At 57.3% G+C, this 16,259-nt stretch carries 11 protein-coding genes; 6 read left to right on the top strand and 5 right to left on the bottom strand.

Going from position 1 to position 16,259, the window contains the following annotated elements; genetic code table 11:
* The first annotated feature begins 47 nt into the window (after positions 1-47).
* The 3 genes from crl to proA all read left to right on the top strand — a co-directional run bounded on the left by crl (position 48) and on the right by proA (position 2,931).
* Positions 48-449 (top strand): sigma factor-binding protein Crl, encoded by a 402-nt coding sequence (gene crl / locus AC1RKG_RS14945; protein WP_041414255.1) that lies wholly within the window; start codon positions 48-50, stop codon positions 447-449.
* Positions 450-564: 115 nt separating this feature from the next.
* Complete coding sequence (gene proB, locus AC1RKG_RS14940; protein WP_020825379.1) at positions 565-1,668, top strand: glutamate 5-kinase; 1,104 nt, start codon at positions 565-567, stop codon at positions 1,666-1,668.
* Positions 1,669-1,677: 9 nt separating this feature from the next.
* On the top strand, positions 1,678-2,931 hold the full coding sequence (gene proA / locus AC1RKG_RS14935; RefSeq protein WP_048759703.1) for a glutamate-5-semialdehyde dehydrogenase: 1,254 nt from the start codon (positions 1,678-1,680) through the stop codon (positions 2,929-2,931).
* Between the two features lie 174 nt (positions 2,932-3,105).
* On the opposite strand, the gene AC1RKG_RS14930 is transcribed toward proA, so the two are convergent.
* The 3 genes from AC1RKG_RS14930 to AC1RKG_RS14920 all read right to left on the bottom strand — a co-directional run bounded on the left by AC1RKG_RS14930 (position 3,106) and on the right by AC1RKG_RS14920 (position 6,299).
* Positions 3,106-3,645, bottom strand: a complete 540-nt coding sequence (locus tag AC1RKG_RS14930; RefSeq protein ID WP_115059946.1) for a hypothetical protein — start codon at positions 3,643-3,645, stop codon at positions 3,106-3,108.
* 383 nt (positions 3,646-4,028) lie between these two features.
* Complete coding sequence (gene cybB, locus AC1RKG_RS14925) at positions 4,029-4,553, bottom strand: cytochrome b561 (protein ID WP_081667723.1); 525 nt, start codon at positions 4,551-4,553, stop codon at positions 4,029-4,031.
* Between the two features lie 147 nt (positions 4,554-4,700).
* Positions 4,701-6,299 carry an ABC transporter substrate-binding protein gene (locus tag AC1RKG_RS14920; protein ID WP_493183350.1) on the bottom strand — a complete coding sequence of 533 codons (1,599 nt, stop codon included), beginning with the start codon at positions 6,297-6,299 and terminating at the stop codon, positions 4,701-4,703.
* A 303-nt stretch (positions 6,300-6,602) separates the two neighbouring features.
* Here AC1RKG_RS14920 and bhsA point away from each other — a divergent pair, with 303 nt between their 5' ends.
* Both bhsA and AC1RKG_RS14910 read left to right on the top strand, forming a co-directional pair.
* Positions 6,603-6,857 carry a multiple stress resistance protein BhsA gene (gene bhsA / locus AC1RKG_RS14915; RefSeq protein WP_020825385.1) on the top strand — a complete coding sequence of 85 codons (255 nt, stop codon included), beginning with the start codon at positions 6,603-6,605 and terminating at the stop codon, positions 6,855-6,857.
* Positions 6,858-7,316: 459 nt separating this feature from the next.
* Positions 7,317-8,663: a condensation domain-containing protein gene (locus tag AC1RKG_RS14910; protein ID WP_493183348.1), complete on the top strand. Its 1,347-nt coding sequence runs from the start codon at positions 7,317-7,319 to the stop codon at positions 8,661-8,663.
* A 101-nt stretch (positions 8,664-8,764) separates the two neighbouring features.
* Here the strand turns inward: AC1RKG_RS14910 and AC1RKG_RS14905 are convergent, their stop codons facing one another.
* Both AC1RKG_RS14905 and AC1RKG_RS14900 read right to left on the bottom strand, forming a co-directional pair.
* Positions 8,765-11,860: an amino acid adenylation domain-containing protein gene (locus AC1RKG_RS14905; RefSeq protein ID WP_493183346.1), complete on the bottom strand. Its 3,096-nt coding sequence runs from the start codon at positions 11,858-11,860 to the stop codon at positions 8,765-8,767.
* A 75-nt stretch (positions 11,861-11,935) separates the two neighbouring features.
* Positions 11,936-13,537 carry a condensation domain-containing protein gene (locus tag AC1RKG_RS14900; protein ID WP_493183345.1) on the bottom strand — a complete coding sequence of 534 codons (1,602 nt, stop codon included), beginning with the start codon at positions 13,535-13,537 and terminating at the stop codon, positions 11,936-11,938.
* 506 nt (positions 13,538-14,043) lie between these two features.
* On the opposite strand from AC1RKG_RS14900, the gene AC1RKG_RS14895 reads away from it, so the two are divergent.
* Positions 14,044-16,167: a TonB-dependent receptor gene (locus AC1RKG_RS14895; RefSeq protein WP_048759690.1), complete on the top strand. Its 2,124-nt coding sequence runs from the start codon at positions 14,044-14,046 to the stop codon at positions 16,165-16,167.
* The last annotated feature ends 92 nt before the right edge of the window (positions 16,168-16,259 follow it).

Below are 16,259 nucleotides of genomic sequence, written 5' to 3'. Positions count from 1 at the left end.
TTTAACAGTTTGTTAAAAAGAGTGGTCTACATTGAGGAGGTTAAAGAATGACGTTACCGAGTGGTCACCCTAAAAGCCGACTAATGAAACGTTTCGCCAGCTTGGGGCCGTACCTGCGTGAAGGGCAGTGTGAGAACGACCGTTTTTTCTTTGATTGTTTAGCCGTGTGCGTCAATGTTAAGCCCGCTCCAGAGAAGCGCGAGTTCTGGGGTTGGTGGATCGAACTGCATGCCGAAGATACGCGTTTCACCTACGCCTATCAGTTTGGCCTGTTTGATAAAGATGGGCACTGGACGCCGGAAAAGATTAAAGATGCTGAAGTGAAAACCAAGTTGGAAACCACCCTGCGTGATTTCCACCGTCGTCTGGGCGAGCTGCTGACCACCATGGAACTGACGCTTGAACCGGCCGAGAATTTCAAAGAGAAACTGATTAAACTTTCCGCCTGACCCCGTTAGACCACAAGTATTCTGCTGATTTCGCGTTGTGCCTGTTGGCATAACGCGTCTCTCCTGCTACAAAGTCCTTTGCACTCTTATTCTCATCATACACGGCAGAAATACTATGAACGGCAGCCAGACACTGGTTGTGAAATTGGGCACCAGCGTGTTGACCGGCGGATCGCTGCGTCTTAACCGTGCTCACATTGTCGAACTGGTACGCCAGTGCGCACAACAGCATGCAGCGGGTCACCGCATCGTTATCGTCACCTCCGGCGCGATTGCCGCCGGGCGCGAACATTTGGGTTACCCCGAACTCCCCGCCACCATCGCCTCCAAACAGCTGCTGGCGGCGGTCGGGCAGAGCCGGCTGATCCAACTGTGGGAGCAACTGTTTTCCATTTACGGCATCCACGTCGGGCAGATGTTGCTGACGCGCGCCGATCTGGAAGACCGTGAACGCTTCCTCAACGCGCGTGACACCATGACCGCGCTGCTGGACAACCGTATCGTGCCGGTAATCAATGAGAACGACGCGGTAGCGACCGCAGAAATCAAGGTGGGCGACAACGACAACCTGTCGGCGCTGGCGGCGATCCTGGCCGGGGCCGACAAATTGCTGTTGCTGACCGATCAGCAAGGCTTGTACACCGCCGATCCACGTAATAACCCGCAGGCGGAACTGATCCGTGAAGTGCACGGCATCGATGATGCGCTGCGTGCCATCGCTGGCGACAGCGTTTCCGGCCTGGGCACCGGCGGCATGGGCACCAAGCTGCAAGCTGCCGACGTGGCTTGTCGCGCCGGCATCGACGTGATCATTGCCGCTGGCAGCAAGCCGGGCGTGGTGGCGGACGTTATTGAAGGTAAACCGGTGGGCACGCGTTTCCACGCGCTGGAAACCCCGTTGGAAAACCGCAAACGCTGGATCTTTGGCGCACCGCCGGCCGGTGAGATCACCGTCGACGACGGTGCGGTCGATGCGATTATGGCGCGCGGCAGTTCGCTGCTGCCGAAGGGCATTCGCGAAGTGAAAGGTGATTTCTCCCGCGGTGAAGTGATCCGCATCCGCAATCTTGCGGGGCGCGATTTGGCCCACGGTGTCAGCCGCTATAACAGCGACGCGATGCGTATGATTGCCGGTCATCACTCGCAGGAAATCAGCGAAATTCTCGGTTATGAATACGGCCCGGTGGCAGTGCACCGCGACGATATGATAGTCAGTTAAGGAGTGAGCATGCTAGAGCAAATGGGGAAAGCCGCCAAACAGGCTTCCTGGCAACTGGCGGTGCTGAGCACGGCGAAGAAAAACCAGGTGTTGTCGGTCATCGCCGACCGGTTGGAAGCCGAAAGCGAAGTGATTTTGCAGGCTAACGAGCAGGATATGGCGCAGGCACGCGCCAGCGGGATGAGCGAAGCGCTGCTCGATCGCCTGCTACTGACCCCGGCGCGACTGGCGGCGATCGCCAACGATGTGCGCCAGGTGTGTCGTTTAAACGACCCGGTCGGCCACGTGTTGGACGGTAGCCTGCTGGACAGCGGGCTGAAACTGGAACGCCGTCGCGTGCCGTTGGGCGTGATTGGCGTGATTTATGAAGCACGGCCAAACGTCACCATCGACGTTGCCAGCCTGTGCCTGAAAACCGGCAACGCGGTGATCCTGCGTGGCGGTAAAGAAACCCACCATACCAATCAGGCGACGGTGAAAGTGATCCAGCAGGCGCTGGAACAGTGCGGCCTACCGGCGGCTGCGGTACAGGCTATCGACAGCCCGGATCGCGCGTTGGTGAATGAACTGCTGCGCCTGGATCGCTACGTCGATATGCTGATCCCACGCGGTGGCGCGGGGCTGCACAAGCTGTGTCGTGAACAGTCGACCATCCCGGTGATCACTGGCGGTATCGGCGTTTGCCACACCTACGTTGATGACAGCGTTGATTTCGACAAGGCGCTGACGGTGATAGAGAACGCCAAAATTCAGCGCCCAAGCGCCTGTAACTCGCTGGAAACGCTGCTGGTGAACCGCAGCATCGCCGCAGAGTTCCTGCCGGCGCTGAGTGCCAGAATGGCGGCGGTGGGGGTTACCCTGCACGCGGCGGAGAATGCCATGCCGCTGCTGCAAGACGGCCCGGCAACGGTGGTGGCGGTGGCAGCAGAAGATTATGACGACGAATGGCTGTCGTTGGATCTGAACGTGGCGCTGGTGGACGATATCGATCAGGCCATCGACCATATCCGTACCCACGGCACCAGCCACTCCGACGCGATCCTCACCCGTTCACTGAGCAGCGCCGAGCACTTTGTGCGTGCGGTGGACTCCAGCGCGGTATATGTGAATGCCAGCACCCGCTTCACCGACGGCGGCCAGTTCGGTCTGGGTGCAGAAGTGGCGGTCAGCACGCAGAAACTGCATGCCCGCGGTCCAATGGGCCTGGACGCTCTGACCACCTACAAGTGGATCGGCTACGGCGACGATTTGGTTCGCAGTTAACGTTTAGTACGGCGTTGAGATTTCATGTAGGGGCGCAGCATGCTGCGCCCTTTTTGTATGCTGGGTCATACTGGAAATTGGCATTATTAATGAGAATGAAAACAGCAGATAAAAATGGGGGTAGGGTAGTAAACGTTATCCACAACCCCCACTATTTTCTAATAAATATAAAAATTATTTTTTAACCATAAGATGACTGCGCTCTTCTTTACTCATCGCCTTGTTTGAGCTGGAAATAACGCAGTTATATTCTTTACCTTCATTAATAATCATAAAGGTGCTGACGGGGTTTTTAAAATCTTTGCCGATGGTGAAATAAACATAATCCTTAGGCAACACATTGGGTTTGAAGGCACCAAATGCATAAACCCCTTCTATGCCGAGTGCTGATAAATCAACCGTAAGCTCCAGCGGCTGCGTGGCCATCGGCGATGGCAGCATGGATTTAGCCGACATCATCATCGAACTGGTATTGACGGTGTATTCGCTGGTGACTTTCATCCCGACATACTTGGAAGTTGGCATCGAAAGTTCTTTCATACAGGCGGCATCGTGCTGCGGGGCGGGGCTGCCGTTTTGTTGCACGGCGTGTACGTGTTCCAATGTCACCTGCACTTTGCCAGTCACCGGTTGTTTAGTGTCTGCCGCGTGAGCCATGCCGACCATCGTGATGGCAGCAATCGTAGGTAAAATAACGCCAGTCATTATTTTCATTACTCTTCTCCTGACTTTTAAGTTTGGAAAAGTTGGATTAACTTTTCCGTGTGTGTAGCCGATAGAATTGAATTAATGAAATCATGGGTAGCACTATGTGGCCCTGTGCCGTCATTGGGCATGGCATAGCAGACTTTAAAAACAACTGGCGTTTTTTAAGATAAATGCAATGAGTGGATAAAAATTTTTTCTTACGGAACTCTGTCAGCCCATGGGCTTATATTTTGTATGAATAACCTTAGTCAAGATCCGGGATAGATACAACTCGGCGTATATAAATTTTTCTAACCGTTTGGCGCCTGGAAATTAATAAGCCAATGGACTATTTCCAATGGCTTATATTTATATGCTTATTATTGCAATGTTGGGGTTGTCATTTCGGGCTAACGCCGATTCAACCAAGGCAGCATACGCACCAGCGCATTGTCCTTAACGATATAGTGATGGAACAGCGCTGCGGCGGCATGCAGCCCGATCAGCCAATAGCCGAAAGCCGCCAGCGTCTTATGCCAGCCGATAATCGTCCGCGCCTGCGGCCGGTCGGCAATCTCGGCGAAGGGCATCGGCAAGCCGAATAAAAACCACTCTTTCCCCCCCAAATAGCGGGAATAGACGCCCAGAATCGGCAACGTCAGCAGCAGCAGGTAAATCAGGCTGTGTACCAGATGGGCTACGCCAGTTTGCCATTTTGCCGGTTTCGGCTCGATAGCGGGGCTGGTGTGGCGCCAGCGCAGAAACAAGCGGGCGATCATCAGAACAAATACCGTGACTCCGCAACTGAAATGGGTCACCACCAGCACGTACCACACCGGGGTGCCCGGTACGGCAAGCCCTCTCAGCTCAATCGTCGTGCAGGTCACGACCAGCAGGATCGCCACCAGCCAGTGCAGACGGATCTGCATCGGCATATAAGAGTTCTGCACCGGGTTACCTTTTGATGTTAAATCACAGTGTTGATGAGAGTAACCAAATGTTACAGGAGAGGAAAGCGCCGGATGAGAATTTCATCCGGCGGATTGCCGGTGTGGCACCCAACGCGGGTGCCACACTTTCACTCAGTTGATCTTGGCCTTGGCAAAGTCGCTGCCGTTAACGTCAACCACATAGCCGCTGACGTTGCTGCGGGTGGCGTAGAACACCTTGCCGTTAGCCAGCGGCAGCAGCGGAGCCTGCTGGGCAAAAATCACCTGTGCCTGCTGATAAAGCTTGGCACGTTCGGCCGGGACGCTAACCTTAATCGCCTGCTGGATCAGCTTGTCGTAGCTGCTGTCGCACCAACGGGCCGCGTTGGCACCGGTTTGCACGCCGGCGCAGTTGAGCAGGGTAGCGAAGTTGTCCGGGTCGCCGTTATCCGACATCCAGCCATACAGCGCGCTCTGCTGTTCCCCTTTGCGCAGCCCGGCCAGATACTGGCCCCATTCCCAGGTGACGATTTTGGCTTTTACGCCCACTTTCGCCCAGTCGTTTTGGATCATCTGAGCGATGCGGCGTGAATTCGGGTTGTAAGGGCGGGCTACCGGCATCGACCAGATATCGGTCTCAAACCCTTTCTCCAGCCCGGCCTGCTTGAGCAGTTCACGCGCCTTTTCCGGGTTGTAAGCGTATTCGGGCAGTTTGTCGTTATAGCCCAGCATGCCCGGCGGCAGTATCGAATAGGCCGGCGTGCCGCTGTCTTTGAATACCGCCGCAACGATGGCCTTTTTGTCCACCGCATAGCTCAGAGCCTGGCGTACCAACACGTTGTCGAACGGCTTCTTCTGGGTGTTGAACGCCAGATAGCCGACGTTCAGGCCGTCGATGTTGTGCAACTGCAGGTTTTTGTCGCTCTTGATGGCGTCAAACTGCTCCGCCAGCGGGGCAGGGATAATCTGACACTCGTTGGTTTTCAGCTTGGCCAGCCGGGTTTCCGGGTTTGGCGTAATGGAGAAAATCAGGTGTTTGCTGGCCACTTCGCCCTGCCAGTAATGCGGGTTGGCGATGTAGCGGATCAGCGAGTCCTGTTTGTACTGCTGCAGCGCAAACGGACCGGTGCCGATCGGCCAGTTATCGACATATTCCGGGGTGCCTTTTTTCAGCATGGCATCGGCATATTCGGCGGAAAGGATCGAGGCGAAGTCCATCGTCCAGTCGGCGAGGAACGCGGCGTTAGGCTGGCTCAGCGTAAAGCGCACGTGGTCATTATCCACCGCCTCCACTTTGGTGATCAGCTTGTCCAGCCCGGTGTCGGTGAAGTACTCGTAGTTGCCGCCGGACACCTTGTGATACGGATGATTGGGGTCCTTTTGACGCATCACGGTGAACACCACGTCCTCGGCGTTGAAGTCGCGCGTCGGGGTGAAGTATTTGTTGCTGTTGAATTTCACGCCCTTGCGCAGCGTAAAGGTGTAGGTTTTGCCATCCGGGCTGATGGTCCACTCGGTCGCCAGTGAGGGCACCGGGGTTTTATCGCTTTCACGCAGCGTCAGCAGGCGGTTGTACAGCACCTGCGAGGTGGCGATAAAGGTGGTGCCGGAGCTGGAAAGCTGCGGGTTGAAAGATTCGGGCGAGGCTACGGTGCAGTAGACCAGGGTATCCGTGGCGGCCAGTGCGCTGCCCGTGGTCAACAGGCCGGTTCCTGCCAACAACAGACCCGCAGTGCTTTGTTTTAAACGCATAAAATGGATGGCTCCCTCAGGTTGATTGAGGACACTGCCGCCGCGGTGGCATTCAGGCAGCCCTCAATTTAAATATAAGTGATTGATCGCGAATATGGGAACTGAGGAATGACGATTGTTCGACGGTCGCAGACGGGCCGGGCGTCAAGATAGCCGATGAAATTGTATGCTTAGGTAAATAACCCCGGTTTTTCGGTTGTCTGACAAAAATGTTATCGACGAGTCACTTTGGGGTCAGCAACCCCCACTTAGAATCACCTCACCAGGCAGAATCTGGTCTGGTCAATCTAATGAGGTGGTTATATGAAAGCGATTAAATATGTCATGGCGGCGTTTATCCTGGCGGTGGTGTCCACCAGCAGCTTTGCGGCCAACAGCGTCAGTTCCGAGCAGGGGCTGACTAAACTCGGCGTGGTCTCCGCCAGCGGAGCACTGACGCTCTCAGGTCTGGAAAAGCAATTGGCGAAGAAAGCCGATCAGGCCGGGGCCAGTTCGTACCGCATTATTTCCGCCAGCGGAGGCAATAAACTGCACGGCGTAGCGGTAATTTACCAATAATGGCAGGTGCATGCCGTTAGACCGGGGCGGTACTTGTTTTTACCGCCCCAGAAGGTTCCTGTTTTGTTGGTTTGTAGCCCTCATCCTCCGTCACTTAACCCTCGGCCACTCCTCAAGCGCACTCTCCCCGTCAATTAAGTTTGCAGCATGAACAGGTTGTTCTATATTCATGAAAATGATAATAAGTGTTATTATCATTTTCATTTGTAACCAAACCGAAACATCTTCAGTGCGTTGCCCTGGCCTTGGAAAAGGTGGCTGCGCCGTCTCGCTTTACGTGCGCCAGGGAGGTCAAGCACGCCAACCACAACACAATAATAAGGATCACGCCGGGCAGCCCTTGGGCTGGTCATCCAACCGTGTCCGCCATTTACCTCGCTTTTGGCCGTTATCGGCGGCAGCGGGGTTTTCGCTTCCGTTGTTTCAACATTTGTTTATGGCTTATCAAAGGTAGGTAACATGTCGGAAACTGTTTTGGCTACTGAATGGCTGCCGCTGACACCGGCGCAGTTAGACTTCTGGGACGAATTTACCTTGCACCCCGGACAGCCTTTTTCCACCGTCGCTCACGTCACCGAACTACGCGGCGCGGTAGATGAAGAGGCGCTGTGTCGGGCTATCACTCAGACGATGGCGGAAACGCAGGCGTTTGCATTGCGTTTTCGCGGCGGCACTGGCGAGAGCTTGCCGCAGCAGCGTTACGATCCCCAGGCAATACCGCAACTTAATCGCCTAGATCTTCAGGCACAGCCCGATCCTTACCAGACCGCGATGCGGCTGATGCAGGCGGATGTCGATCAACCACTGGATCTGTGCAGCCAGCCGGTGGCCGCGGTGTGGTTGATTAGGCTGGGGCCTTCGCATTTTATTTGGTACATGCGCGCCCACCATATTGTGATTGATGGCTTTGGCATGGCGTTGGTTGAACATCGTTGTGCCGCGCTGTATGCGCATTTCCTCGACGACAGCGCGGCAGGGCACGCACTGGGCGAGATTCATGCTTTTCAGCACCATGAACTGGCCTATGCGGCTTCTGAACGCTGCGCTAAAGACCGGTATTTTTGGCAGCGGTATTTGCCGCCGTCGCAGACCTTGCCAACGGTGCGCAAAGGCGGCAGGGAATATGGCGTGAAATCCCTGAGTACCAGCACGCCGTTGCCGGAGGAGATCCCGCAGCGGTTGCGTTGGCTGTCGGAACGTAGCGGTATCGGTTGGCCCGACCTGTTGCTTTCCCTGTCCGCCGCCTGGCTGTTCTTTACCTTGCCGCCGTTGCCGCATGATAAGGGCGATTCGCGCACCATGTGGATGCCGGTGATGAACCGCCGCAGCAGCCAGGCCACCAATACGCCGGCGCTGGCGGTCAATACGCTGCCGCTTTTGGTGTCGCTGCGTGCGGAAGAGACTTTGGGCCATTTTCTGTCGGGCATGGCGAAGATGCTGCGTGAGCTGCGCAGCCACGCAGGTTACCGTCTGCGGCACATTGCCGCAGATCGCGGTGTGACGCCGGCCTCTCGTTTGTTTATCTCGCCGTTTATCAACGTCCAGCCGTTTGATCCCGCCGGTTTCAGCGGCTGCACCTGTACGCGACGGGTACTGGCAGGAGGATCTGGCGACGGCGCTAACCTGACCTTTCGCGGGCGCACCGATGCTGGCGATCTGCACCTGGATATCGATGTTTACGTGCAGCAGTTTGCCTGCGATGGGATCGAAGACTACGGGCGTGACCTGCAGGCGTTTTTATTGCGTGCGTTGCGGGAAGAAGCACTGGAGACGGCGCTCGGCGAACTGGTGGCGGTGCCCGCCTGATGGCCGAAAGGTCAGCGTAATGGTTGGGGCCATACTCGACCCGATATAAGTTTGAATGAGGTGATAGGGGGCTGCATGCAGCCCCTTTTAGTTTGAACCGTTTAACGTGCCAACAACGCCGCCACTTCCCGCGCATTTTTGCAGGGGATTAACAGCGTTGGCGGTAGTTGGGTGCCAAAGGCCTGGTTAAGCTGCGCCGCCACCTGGCGAATGTGCGGCAGCTTCAATCCCATGCTGATAAAGGCCGTTTCTTCTCCCCATTCCGGGCGCGGCGTTGCGCCGATGGCCTGTAAATAGATCGACAGGATCTTGCCGCTGTGCGCCGGTGGCGCGCTCGGCAGCGGTGCCGCACAGGCATTCAGGCCCGGAGCGGCACGATCGGCGCTGAAGGCTGCGCGGATGCGGTGACGGTCGGTCTTGCCGTTACCCGACAGCGGCAGCAACTCGGTATGAATAAAGCGTGTTGGGATATGGGTACAAGGCAAGTAGCCGGTCGAAAAAGCGCGGATCGCCGCCAGCGACAGCGGTTTGCCGTCGTGGGTGAGGTACATCGCCCCGAGCGTCGCTTCGCCATTGTCACCGCCAGGGTAATCCACTACCACGATATCGATAATAGCCTCGTGTCCGCGCAACACATCTTCAATTTCCGGCAGCGAAACGCGCACGCCACGGATTTTCACGTAGCCGTTCACCCGGCTGGCGAACAGGATATTGCCGTCCGGACGATAGTACCCTTGATCGCCGGTACGGAAGGCCCGCAGCGGTTGCCCGTCGGGCCCCTCCAGCGTAACGAAATCATGTTGTTTTAAATCACCGTCCTCCAGATACCCCAGCGCCAGATTCACCCCGGAGGTGTGGATGCGGCCGACCACGCCGGTCGGGCAGTGGGTACCGTCGTCATGGCAGATAAAGTATTGGTTAGCCGGCAGCGGCTGACCATAAGGCACGGTGCCGGTGTCCTGCGGCGCTATCGGGTGCCAGATACTCCAGATGGTGGTTTCGGTCGGGCCACCGAGCGAGAACAGGCTGATGTCCGGACGCAGACCGCGCAATTGCTGTACCGTCGCCGGTTTGATGTAATCGCCCCCCTGAGCCACCAGTCGCAGCGAACGCAGGCTGTCGTCGGTTTTACAGGTAAGCAGCATTTCCAGAATGGCGGGGACCGAACACCACAGGCTGACGCCATGGCGCTCAACCAACTGGTTCCAACTGATGGCGTCCTTTTCCTGATGTGGTGCCGGTAACACCAGCGTGGCACCGGCGCTGAGCGAGCCGAACAGATCAAACATCGACATATCGTGGTGTGGCGGCGTGACCGAAATCATCACGTCGTCGGCGGTGACCGCCCAGCGCTGCAGGGTTTGGCCGATAACGTTGGCGGTGGCGCGGTTATTGAGCACCACGCATTTCGGTTTGCCGGTGGTACCGGAGGTATACAGATAATAACTGGCTTCGGTGCTGACGCTGCGCTCGGTCAGCGTCTGGCTGTCCGGCAGCTTGGCGGCGCCCGCCGTCGGGTCAAGCAGTTCCTCTGGCGTAACCCCGAACGAGGTGTCCAGCTCACCCTTGTGTACCACCAGATCCGGCCGGCAGTTGGTCAGCAGATAGGCGGTACGTTCCGGCGGTGAGTTGATGTCGATCGGCACCCAGATAATGCCCAACAGCGCACAGGCGAGTGAAATGGTTACATGCTCCGGGCTGCGCGCCAGATACAAGGCCAGCACGCTGCCTGGCTTCAGGCCACGCTGTTGCAGATTTGCCATCACTGCGCTAACCCGTTGGCCCAATTCCGGGTACGTCAGGCTTAGTTGGTCGCAGATCAACGCGGGGCGCGGGTGCGGATCGTTAAACAATCTGTCGGCCAACTGCGCAAGGTAAGGGTAAGCGCTGAATGACGTCTCGCTGTGGTTATGGCGGTAATGTTGGTAATCGATAAATTGCGCGGGGGGAATTTCCACATCGCCGTCCCGGCACATCAACATTACCCGACGTTGCAATGCGTCCAGCATTGCCTGCACTTGCTCGCCATCCAACGCTTGCTCGGCGTAGTCGACGCACAGCAGCAGGTTCTTGTCGGCGTCCTGCATCAGGCGGATATCGATCGCCACCTGCGGCGTCTGGGTCACGCCGTCATGGTAGCGAACCGGCGCGTTGCCAGGCAGCGTCTCCCACCCCAGGCAGTTGGTGAGGATCACCGGCAGCGCCGGGGAGCCCTGGCTGAGGTTTAGCAACTGCCGCGCCAGGTCAACGCCGGAAAATGCCAGATGGTCGAGCGCCCCCAGCACGTCGTCCTGCAAGGCCTGGGCGCGGCTGATAAAGGTGCCCCCCAGGCGGGAATAGCGTACCGCCACAAAGGTAGAGGCGTTGCTGAGCGCACCATTTGCTGCAGGAAACGCCACCGGCACGCCGACGCAGAGTTCGCCGTCGGTGGTCCATTGCGCCAGCGTATCGAGGATCAGAGCCGAAAGGCTGCTGTTGCGCAGCAAGGCATGGGCGGAACCCAGGCGCGAGAACTGTTTTAGAACCTCGCGCGGCAAAGTCAGGTTGGCGCGGCGATAGCGAGAGGATTTGATATTGGCCAGCGGGGTGCGCCACGGTAACGCCGACGGCGTGGTGACGTCCTGTAGCTTGGCTTGCCAGTAGGCGGCATCAATCTGACGCTGTTCCGCCGTGGCTGCAGCCGGTGGGCTTGGCGGCACGACAGGCGGCAGCGGGGCGTCGTCGAACAGCCGGGCGATGACGGTGGAGATACCCTGGCCGTCGAGGATCAGCGCGTCGAAGCTGGTGAAAATTACGGTGTCGTAGGGGCTGCCGGTGGTGTCCTGCGTCTCCGAGAGCTGAATGGCGGCAATACGCCACAACGGCTGCGCGGGATCGTGGCGCTGATGCGAATATTGCTCGCGCAAGTCAACCAATTGGCGTTGCGCTGCCTGATGGTCGAGCGCACGCAGATCGTGCCGATCCAGATTCAGCGCGGCCTCTGCCCGCACGTGTTGGGTGAAACGCTGGGTATCGATGCAGGTGCGCAGCGCCGCGTAGTGCTGCACCAGTTCGCTCAATCGGCTTTCCAGGCGGGCCAAGTCCAGTCCCAGACCGCGATATTCGCGAAAGTCGTGCATCGCTACGCCGCCGAGCGGCCATTGTTCGCTGCGCCCGAGCAGGTAAGCCTGCTGCAGTGCGCTTAATGGTGTCTCCATGGTATTTCCCTATTGATTGTCACTAACCCACGAAATAGAAAGCAGGGCGCATGAGACCACGCGCCCGGATCGGTATCAGGCTTTGGGTGCCAGCACCTGCAATAACAGTTGAGCGCCCTCGGCGGCATTGGGGGCTCGCTCGCAGATCACTGCGGCAAGAGCGGCCGGAGTCGGGTTCGCCTCTATATCCTTCGGCGCCAGCGCCACCGGCAGGTATTTGTTAAGTACCGCCAATAGGGCCATCAGAGCGTCCTGCGGCAGTTGCAGGGTACGGATATCGTCATCGTCACCCAGCCTGGCGTCCGGCGCGACCCGCGCCAGCAGCCGGTGCAGCAGTTGGCGAACCGGCATCTGACGTGCCTGGCCCGCTGGGGAGCATTGCGCCAACCACTGCGAAAGTGGCTGATTAAAGCTGTCCGGCCGGTTGGCGGCCCGCTTCAGCAAGGCGCCGTAAGTGGCGAACAGCTGCGGTAACAGCCGATCAGGGAAGGCGTCCAGGCGGACGTCCCAGTTGATCAGAATGCCGCCGTTGGCGTGTGCCACCTGAGCGTCCAGCGCCACCTGCGGCCCCTGGGAAATTACCCACTCCAGCGGGCCAAAGGTGCGGGTGACGTTGTCAGAAAACAACGCTTTGCCACGGATGCCAAACCCGGCGGTAAACACGACGGGTGAAGGCTGCATGCTGCCTTGCAGGCGCGACAAATCGCGCATCACGCTGACGCCGGGGTAATCGGCGTGAGCTATTAACTCCGCCAGCTGGGCCATCAGGCGGCGGCTGAAAGCCGGCAAGTTTTCAGCCGGGTTCAGCTCCACGCCCAGCAGCACCAGGTTAGAGAAGTCGCCAATGATCGGGGCGAGGTTGGCTTCATCCCGGTGGAACAGCGGCACGTTGAGCCTGAAGCGCGACATGTTCCAGCCATGGCCGACGGTAACGGCAAACAGCGCCAGAAACAGGGATGACAGCGTGATGCCGTGCGCTCTGGCGGCATCTTCCAGCGCTTTGGTTTCGCTCGCGCTCAGGTGCAGCGCCAGCCGATCGCTGCGGCAAATATCCGGCGTGCGCAACAGGTGTGGTGCCGGCGGCAGCTGAGGCAGGCGTTCACGCCACCAGGCCTGAGCGCGAGTGCGACGTGACTGCTGCGCGGTATCGGCATAGTGACGATCCAGATAGTCAAAGTAGGGTACGCCATTGTCGGCGGGGGATGCCGGACATTGGTGATAAAACCGCGCCAAATCCTCCATCAACACGCGGAAACCCATGGCATCGCCGGCGATCATATCCAGATCAACATGCAGCCTGCTGTGGCCGCCCGGCAGCAGGCTGAGGCTGATATCGCAGGGGATACCTTGTTCCAGCGGCAGTTTTTGGCTGCTTTTTTGCTGCCGTTTGGCTGTGAGCCGGTGGCTCGCTTCGGGGGTATCGAACTGGCTGAAATCGTCCAGATGCAGGCCATGCTCAGGGCCGCAGGGGCTGATGGTCTGCTGGCCATCGGCCGTGATGCACAGGCGCAACATAGGGTGATGCAGGTAAAGGGCGGCAACGGCCTGTCTCAGTCGTTCGACGTCCAGGTCGCAGCAGTTAAATTCCGCATACAGGTGGGCGGATACGCCCCCCAGCGGCGCTTCGGATTGCCGACCTACCCAGTAGGCGGCCTGCATCGTGGTCAACGCTTTCATCGGGTTTCCATCAGTATTGAGAGACTGTAAGAATATATTGCAATGTTAATGGGAATGAAAATTATTACTATTTTTATTTGTTGGTATAAAACGTAAGGGTAATGTGGAAAGGGGAGGTTCTCGCTCGCTTATAGAAAATATTAATACCGATATAATTATGTTTTATATTCATTTTAATTGAAATTATTGGTTTTAAAGAACCCACAATAACTGCGTTTTATCGTTCAGCACTTTACCCGTTCTGTATCCTGTTTATTTGTTTAGTTGATAATGATTTGCATTAAAAAATGTAAAATATTATCATTATTAACATTTCTTTACGTTTCCAGACAAAAAATCTGCGTCCGCCCCCGGTTTATCTGGGGTGGGGCGGCTGTCTGCGGCAGGGATATGCAATAGCAAGGTCAGGAAGGCCGCAATGCCATTGTCAGTGTGAGAATCAGCGTCGTTACCTATGTGAAATAAAACATATTTTTGTGCATCTGGGATGAAAGGAGAATACATCTATGAGCAAGCATTCAGCGGCTCAAAGGCATAAAATCGTAGGAAACAAGGAAAAAGCAGGCTTGCAGGCCATTGGGGCATTTTCCTCACTCTTTCTGGGTCTTTGTTCTTTATCTGTGGGCAGTGTTAACGCCGCCGCAGTGGACGACAAGGTGCAGGAAGCCGCCGACAGCAAACGTAACGATAATTGGCAGGACTCCGAAAGCCTGCTGGTGACCGGCGAAAAAATAAAACGCAGCATTTTCGACACCGGCTCCAGCGTGCAGGTGTTCGACAGTGAGCGGATCGCCGCTATGCCCAATGCGTTGCAGATCCCCGATTTATTACGCATGACGGCCAACGTCATGGATGTCGGCATCGGTAACGATCTGCCCACCGTGCGCGGTATCGACGGTTCCGGCCCGAACACCGGCGCCAACGCCTTCCTCAGCGGCACCCGTCCGCGTCTCAATTTGTCTCTGGATGGTCGCTCCCTGACCTATAACGAGCAGGCCTATGGCCCGCAGTCGCTGTGGGATCTGGATCGCGTCGAAGTGTTCCTCGGCCCGCAGAGCTATATTCAGGGGCGTAACGCCATTGCCGGTGCGATCGTGATGGCCAGTAAGGATCCCACTTTCGATTGGGAGAGTGCCTTCAAGGGCGGTGCGGGCAACCAGCACTCTTCGCAATTGTCCGCTATGGTTTCAGGCCCGCTGGTGGAAGATCAACTGGCGTTCCGCGTCAGCGTCGATCGCCAGCGTCGCCGCAGCGATGTCGATCTTCCTGCTTATGAGCCGGTGGGCGATCCGCGTGAGGTTGAAGCCACTACCGCTCGTGCCAAACTGTTGTTCAATCCGGCAGGCCTGCGCGAGCTGACCACCAAGCTGACCTTTAACCACTTTGGCAGCACCTCGCCGCAAAACGAGAGCCTCAACCCGCTGGTTCACCCGACCAGCCTGCGCCACGATCCGCGCCGAGCGGTGTTTAAAAGCAACACCAACAGCGGCGTTTGGGATCTGTCCTGGGAGCAATCCGACAGCCTGACGCTGGAAAACCGCGTTATTTATACCGACTTCAATATTAACCGTCCTACGGCTTATGCCTTGCCGTACGCCGATATCGGCGGAAAAGAGGTGCACGTGGAGCCGGTGGCGCGTTTTGGTGGGCCAGACAGCCGCCTGCGCGGGCTGGCAGGGTTGCGTTATTTCCACTCCAAGCAGGATGAGTTCGTTAACATTTTCGGCGGTTCGACCTTCAAGGATAAAACCGACACCAACTCGGCCTTTGCCGAGCTGACCTACGCCATCACGCCGAAGGTGGATATCACCGCCGCCAGCCGTTTGGAGCGCGAGCACCGTCAGCGTACCGGCGGCAGCAAGGCCGTGCGTATCGATTTCGATGAAACCTACGACGTATTCCTGCCGAAGCTGGATCTGGCCTGGAAACCGACGGATACCCAGACCTACGGCGCCAAGGTGGCGCGCGGCTATAACGCCGGTGGCGCAGGCATCACCATCGGCACGCCGGTAGTCAATTACACCTATGGTTCGGAATATGTCTGGAACTATGAGTTGTACACCCGTCACCACCTGAAAGATGCCAACGTCATCCTGACCAGCAACATCTTCTACAACGACTACAAGGACATGCAGCTGCCGTATTCCCTGGGGCCGAACTCCTCGGTGATCCGCAATGCCGACAAGGTAGAAACCTACGGCGCGGAAATGGGGGCGACCTGGCAGCCGCGTTGGGACTTCGAACTGTTCACGAACGTCGGTCTGTTGAAGACCAAGATCAAGAAGTTCTCGGGCAGCGGCGTAGATGGGCATGAACTGGCGCGTGCGCCGGCTTATACCGCCAACATGGGCGCCAAGTACCAGTTGATGGCTGGGTTGGAACTGAGCGGCAACGTGGCGTTCTCGGACTCCTACTACTCGCAGTACGACAACGACTCTCGCGGGCGCATCGGATCTTACTGGTCGGCGAATACTCAACTGGCGTACACCTTCGCCTATGGCCGCGCCACCCTGTATGCGCAGAACCTGTTTGACTCGGAACGTCGCGTGATGGTCAGCGGCAACGACGTCTACACCGCGACTCAGCAGCGTCCACGCATGATCGGTGCGGCGCTGGAACTGACATTCTGATGCGATAGCAATCGGTCTGCAGCAGGGGCGTATTCACGCCTTGGATTGTTGGCGCTTGCGCGAGTTTGTCAGCGATCTGTGGTGGATACGCC

The sequence above is a fragment of the Serratia sp. GW822-FHT06D09 genome (assembly GCF_058799515.1).
This window is presented reverse-complemented; position numbering and strand designations above follow the sequence as displayed.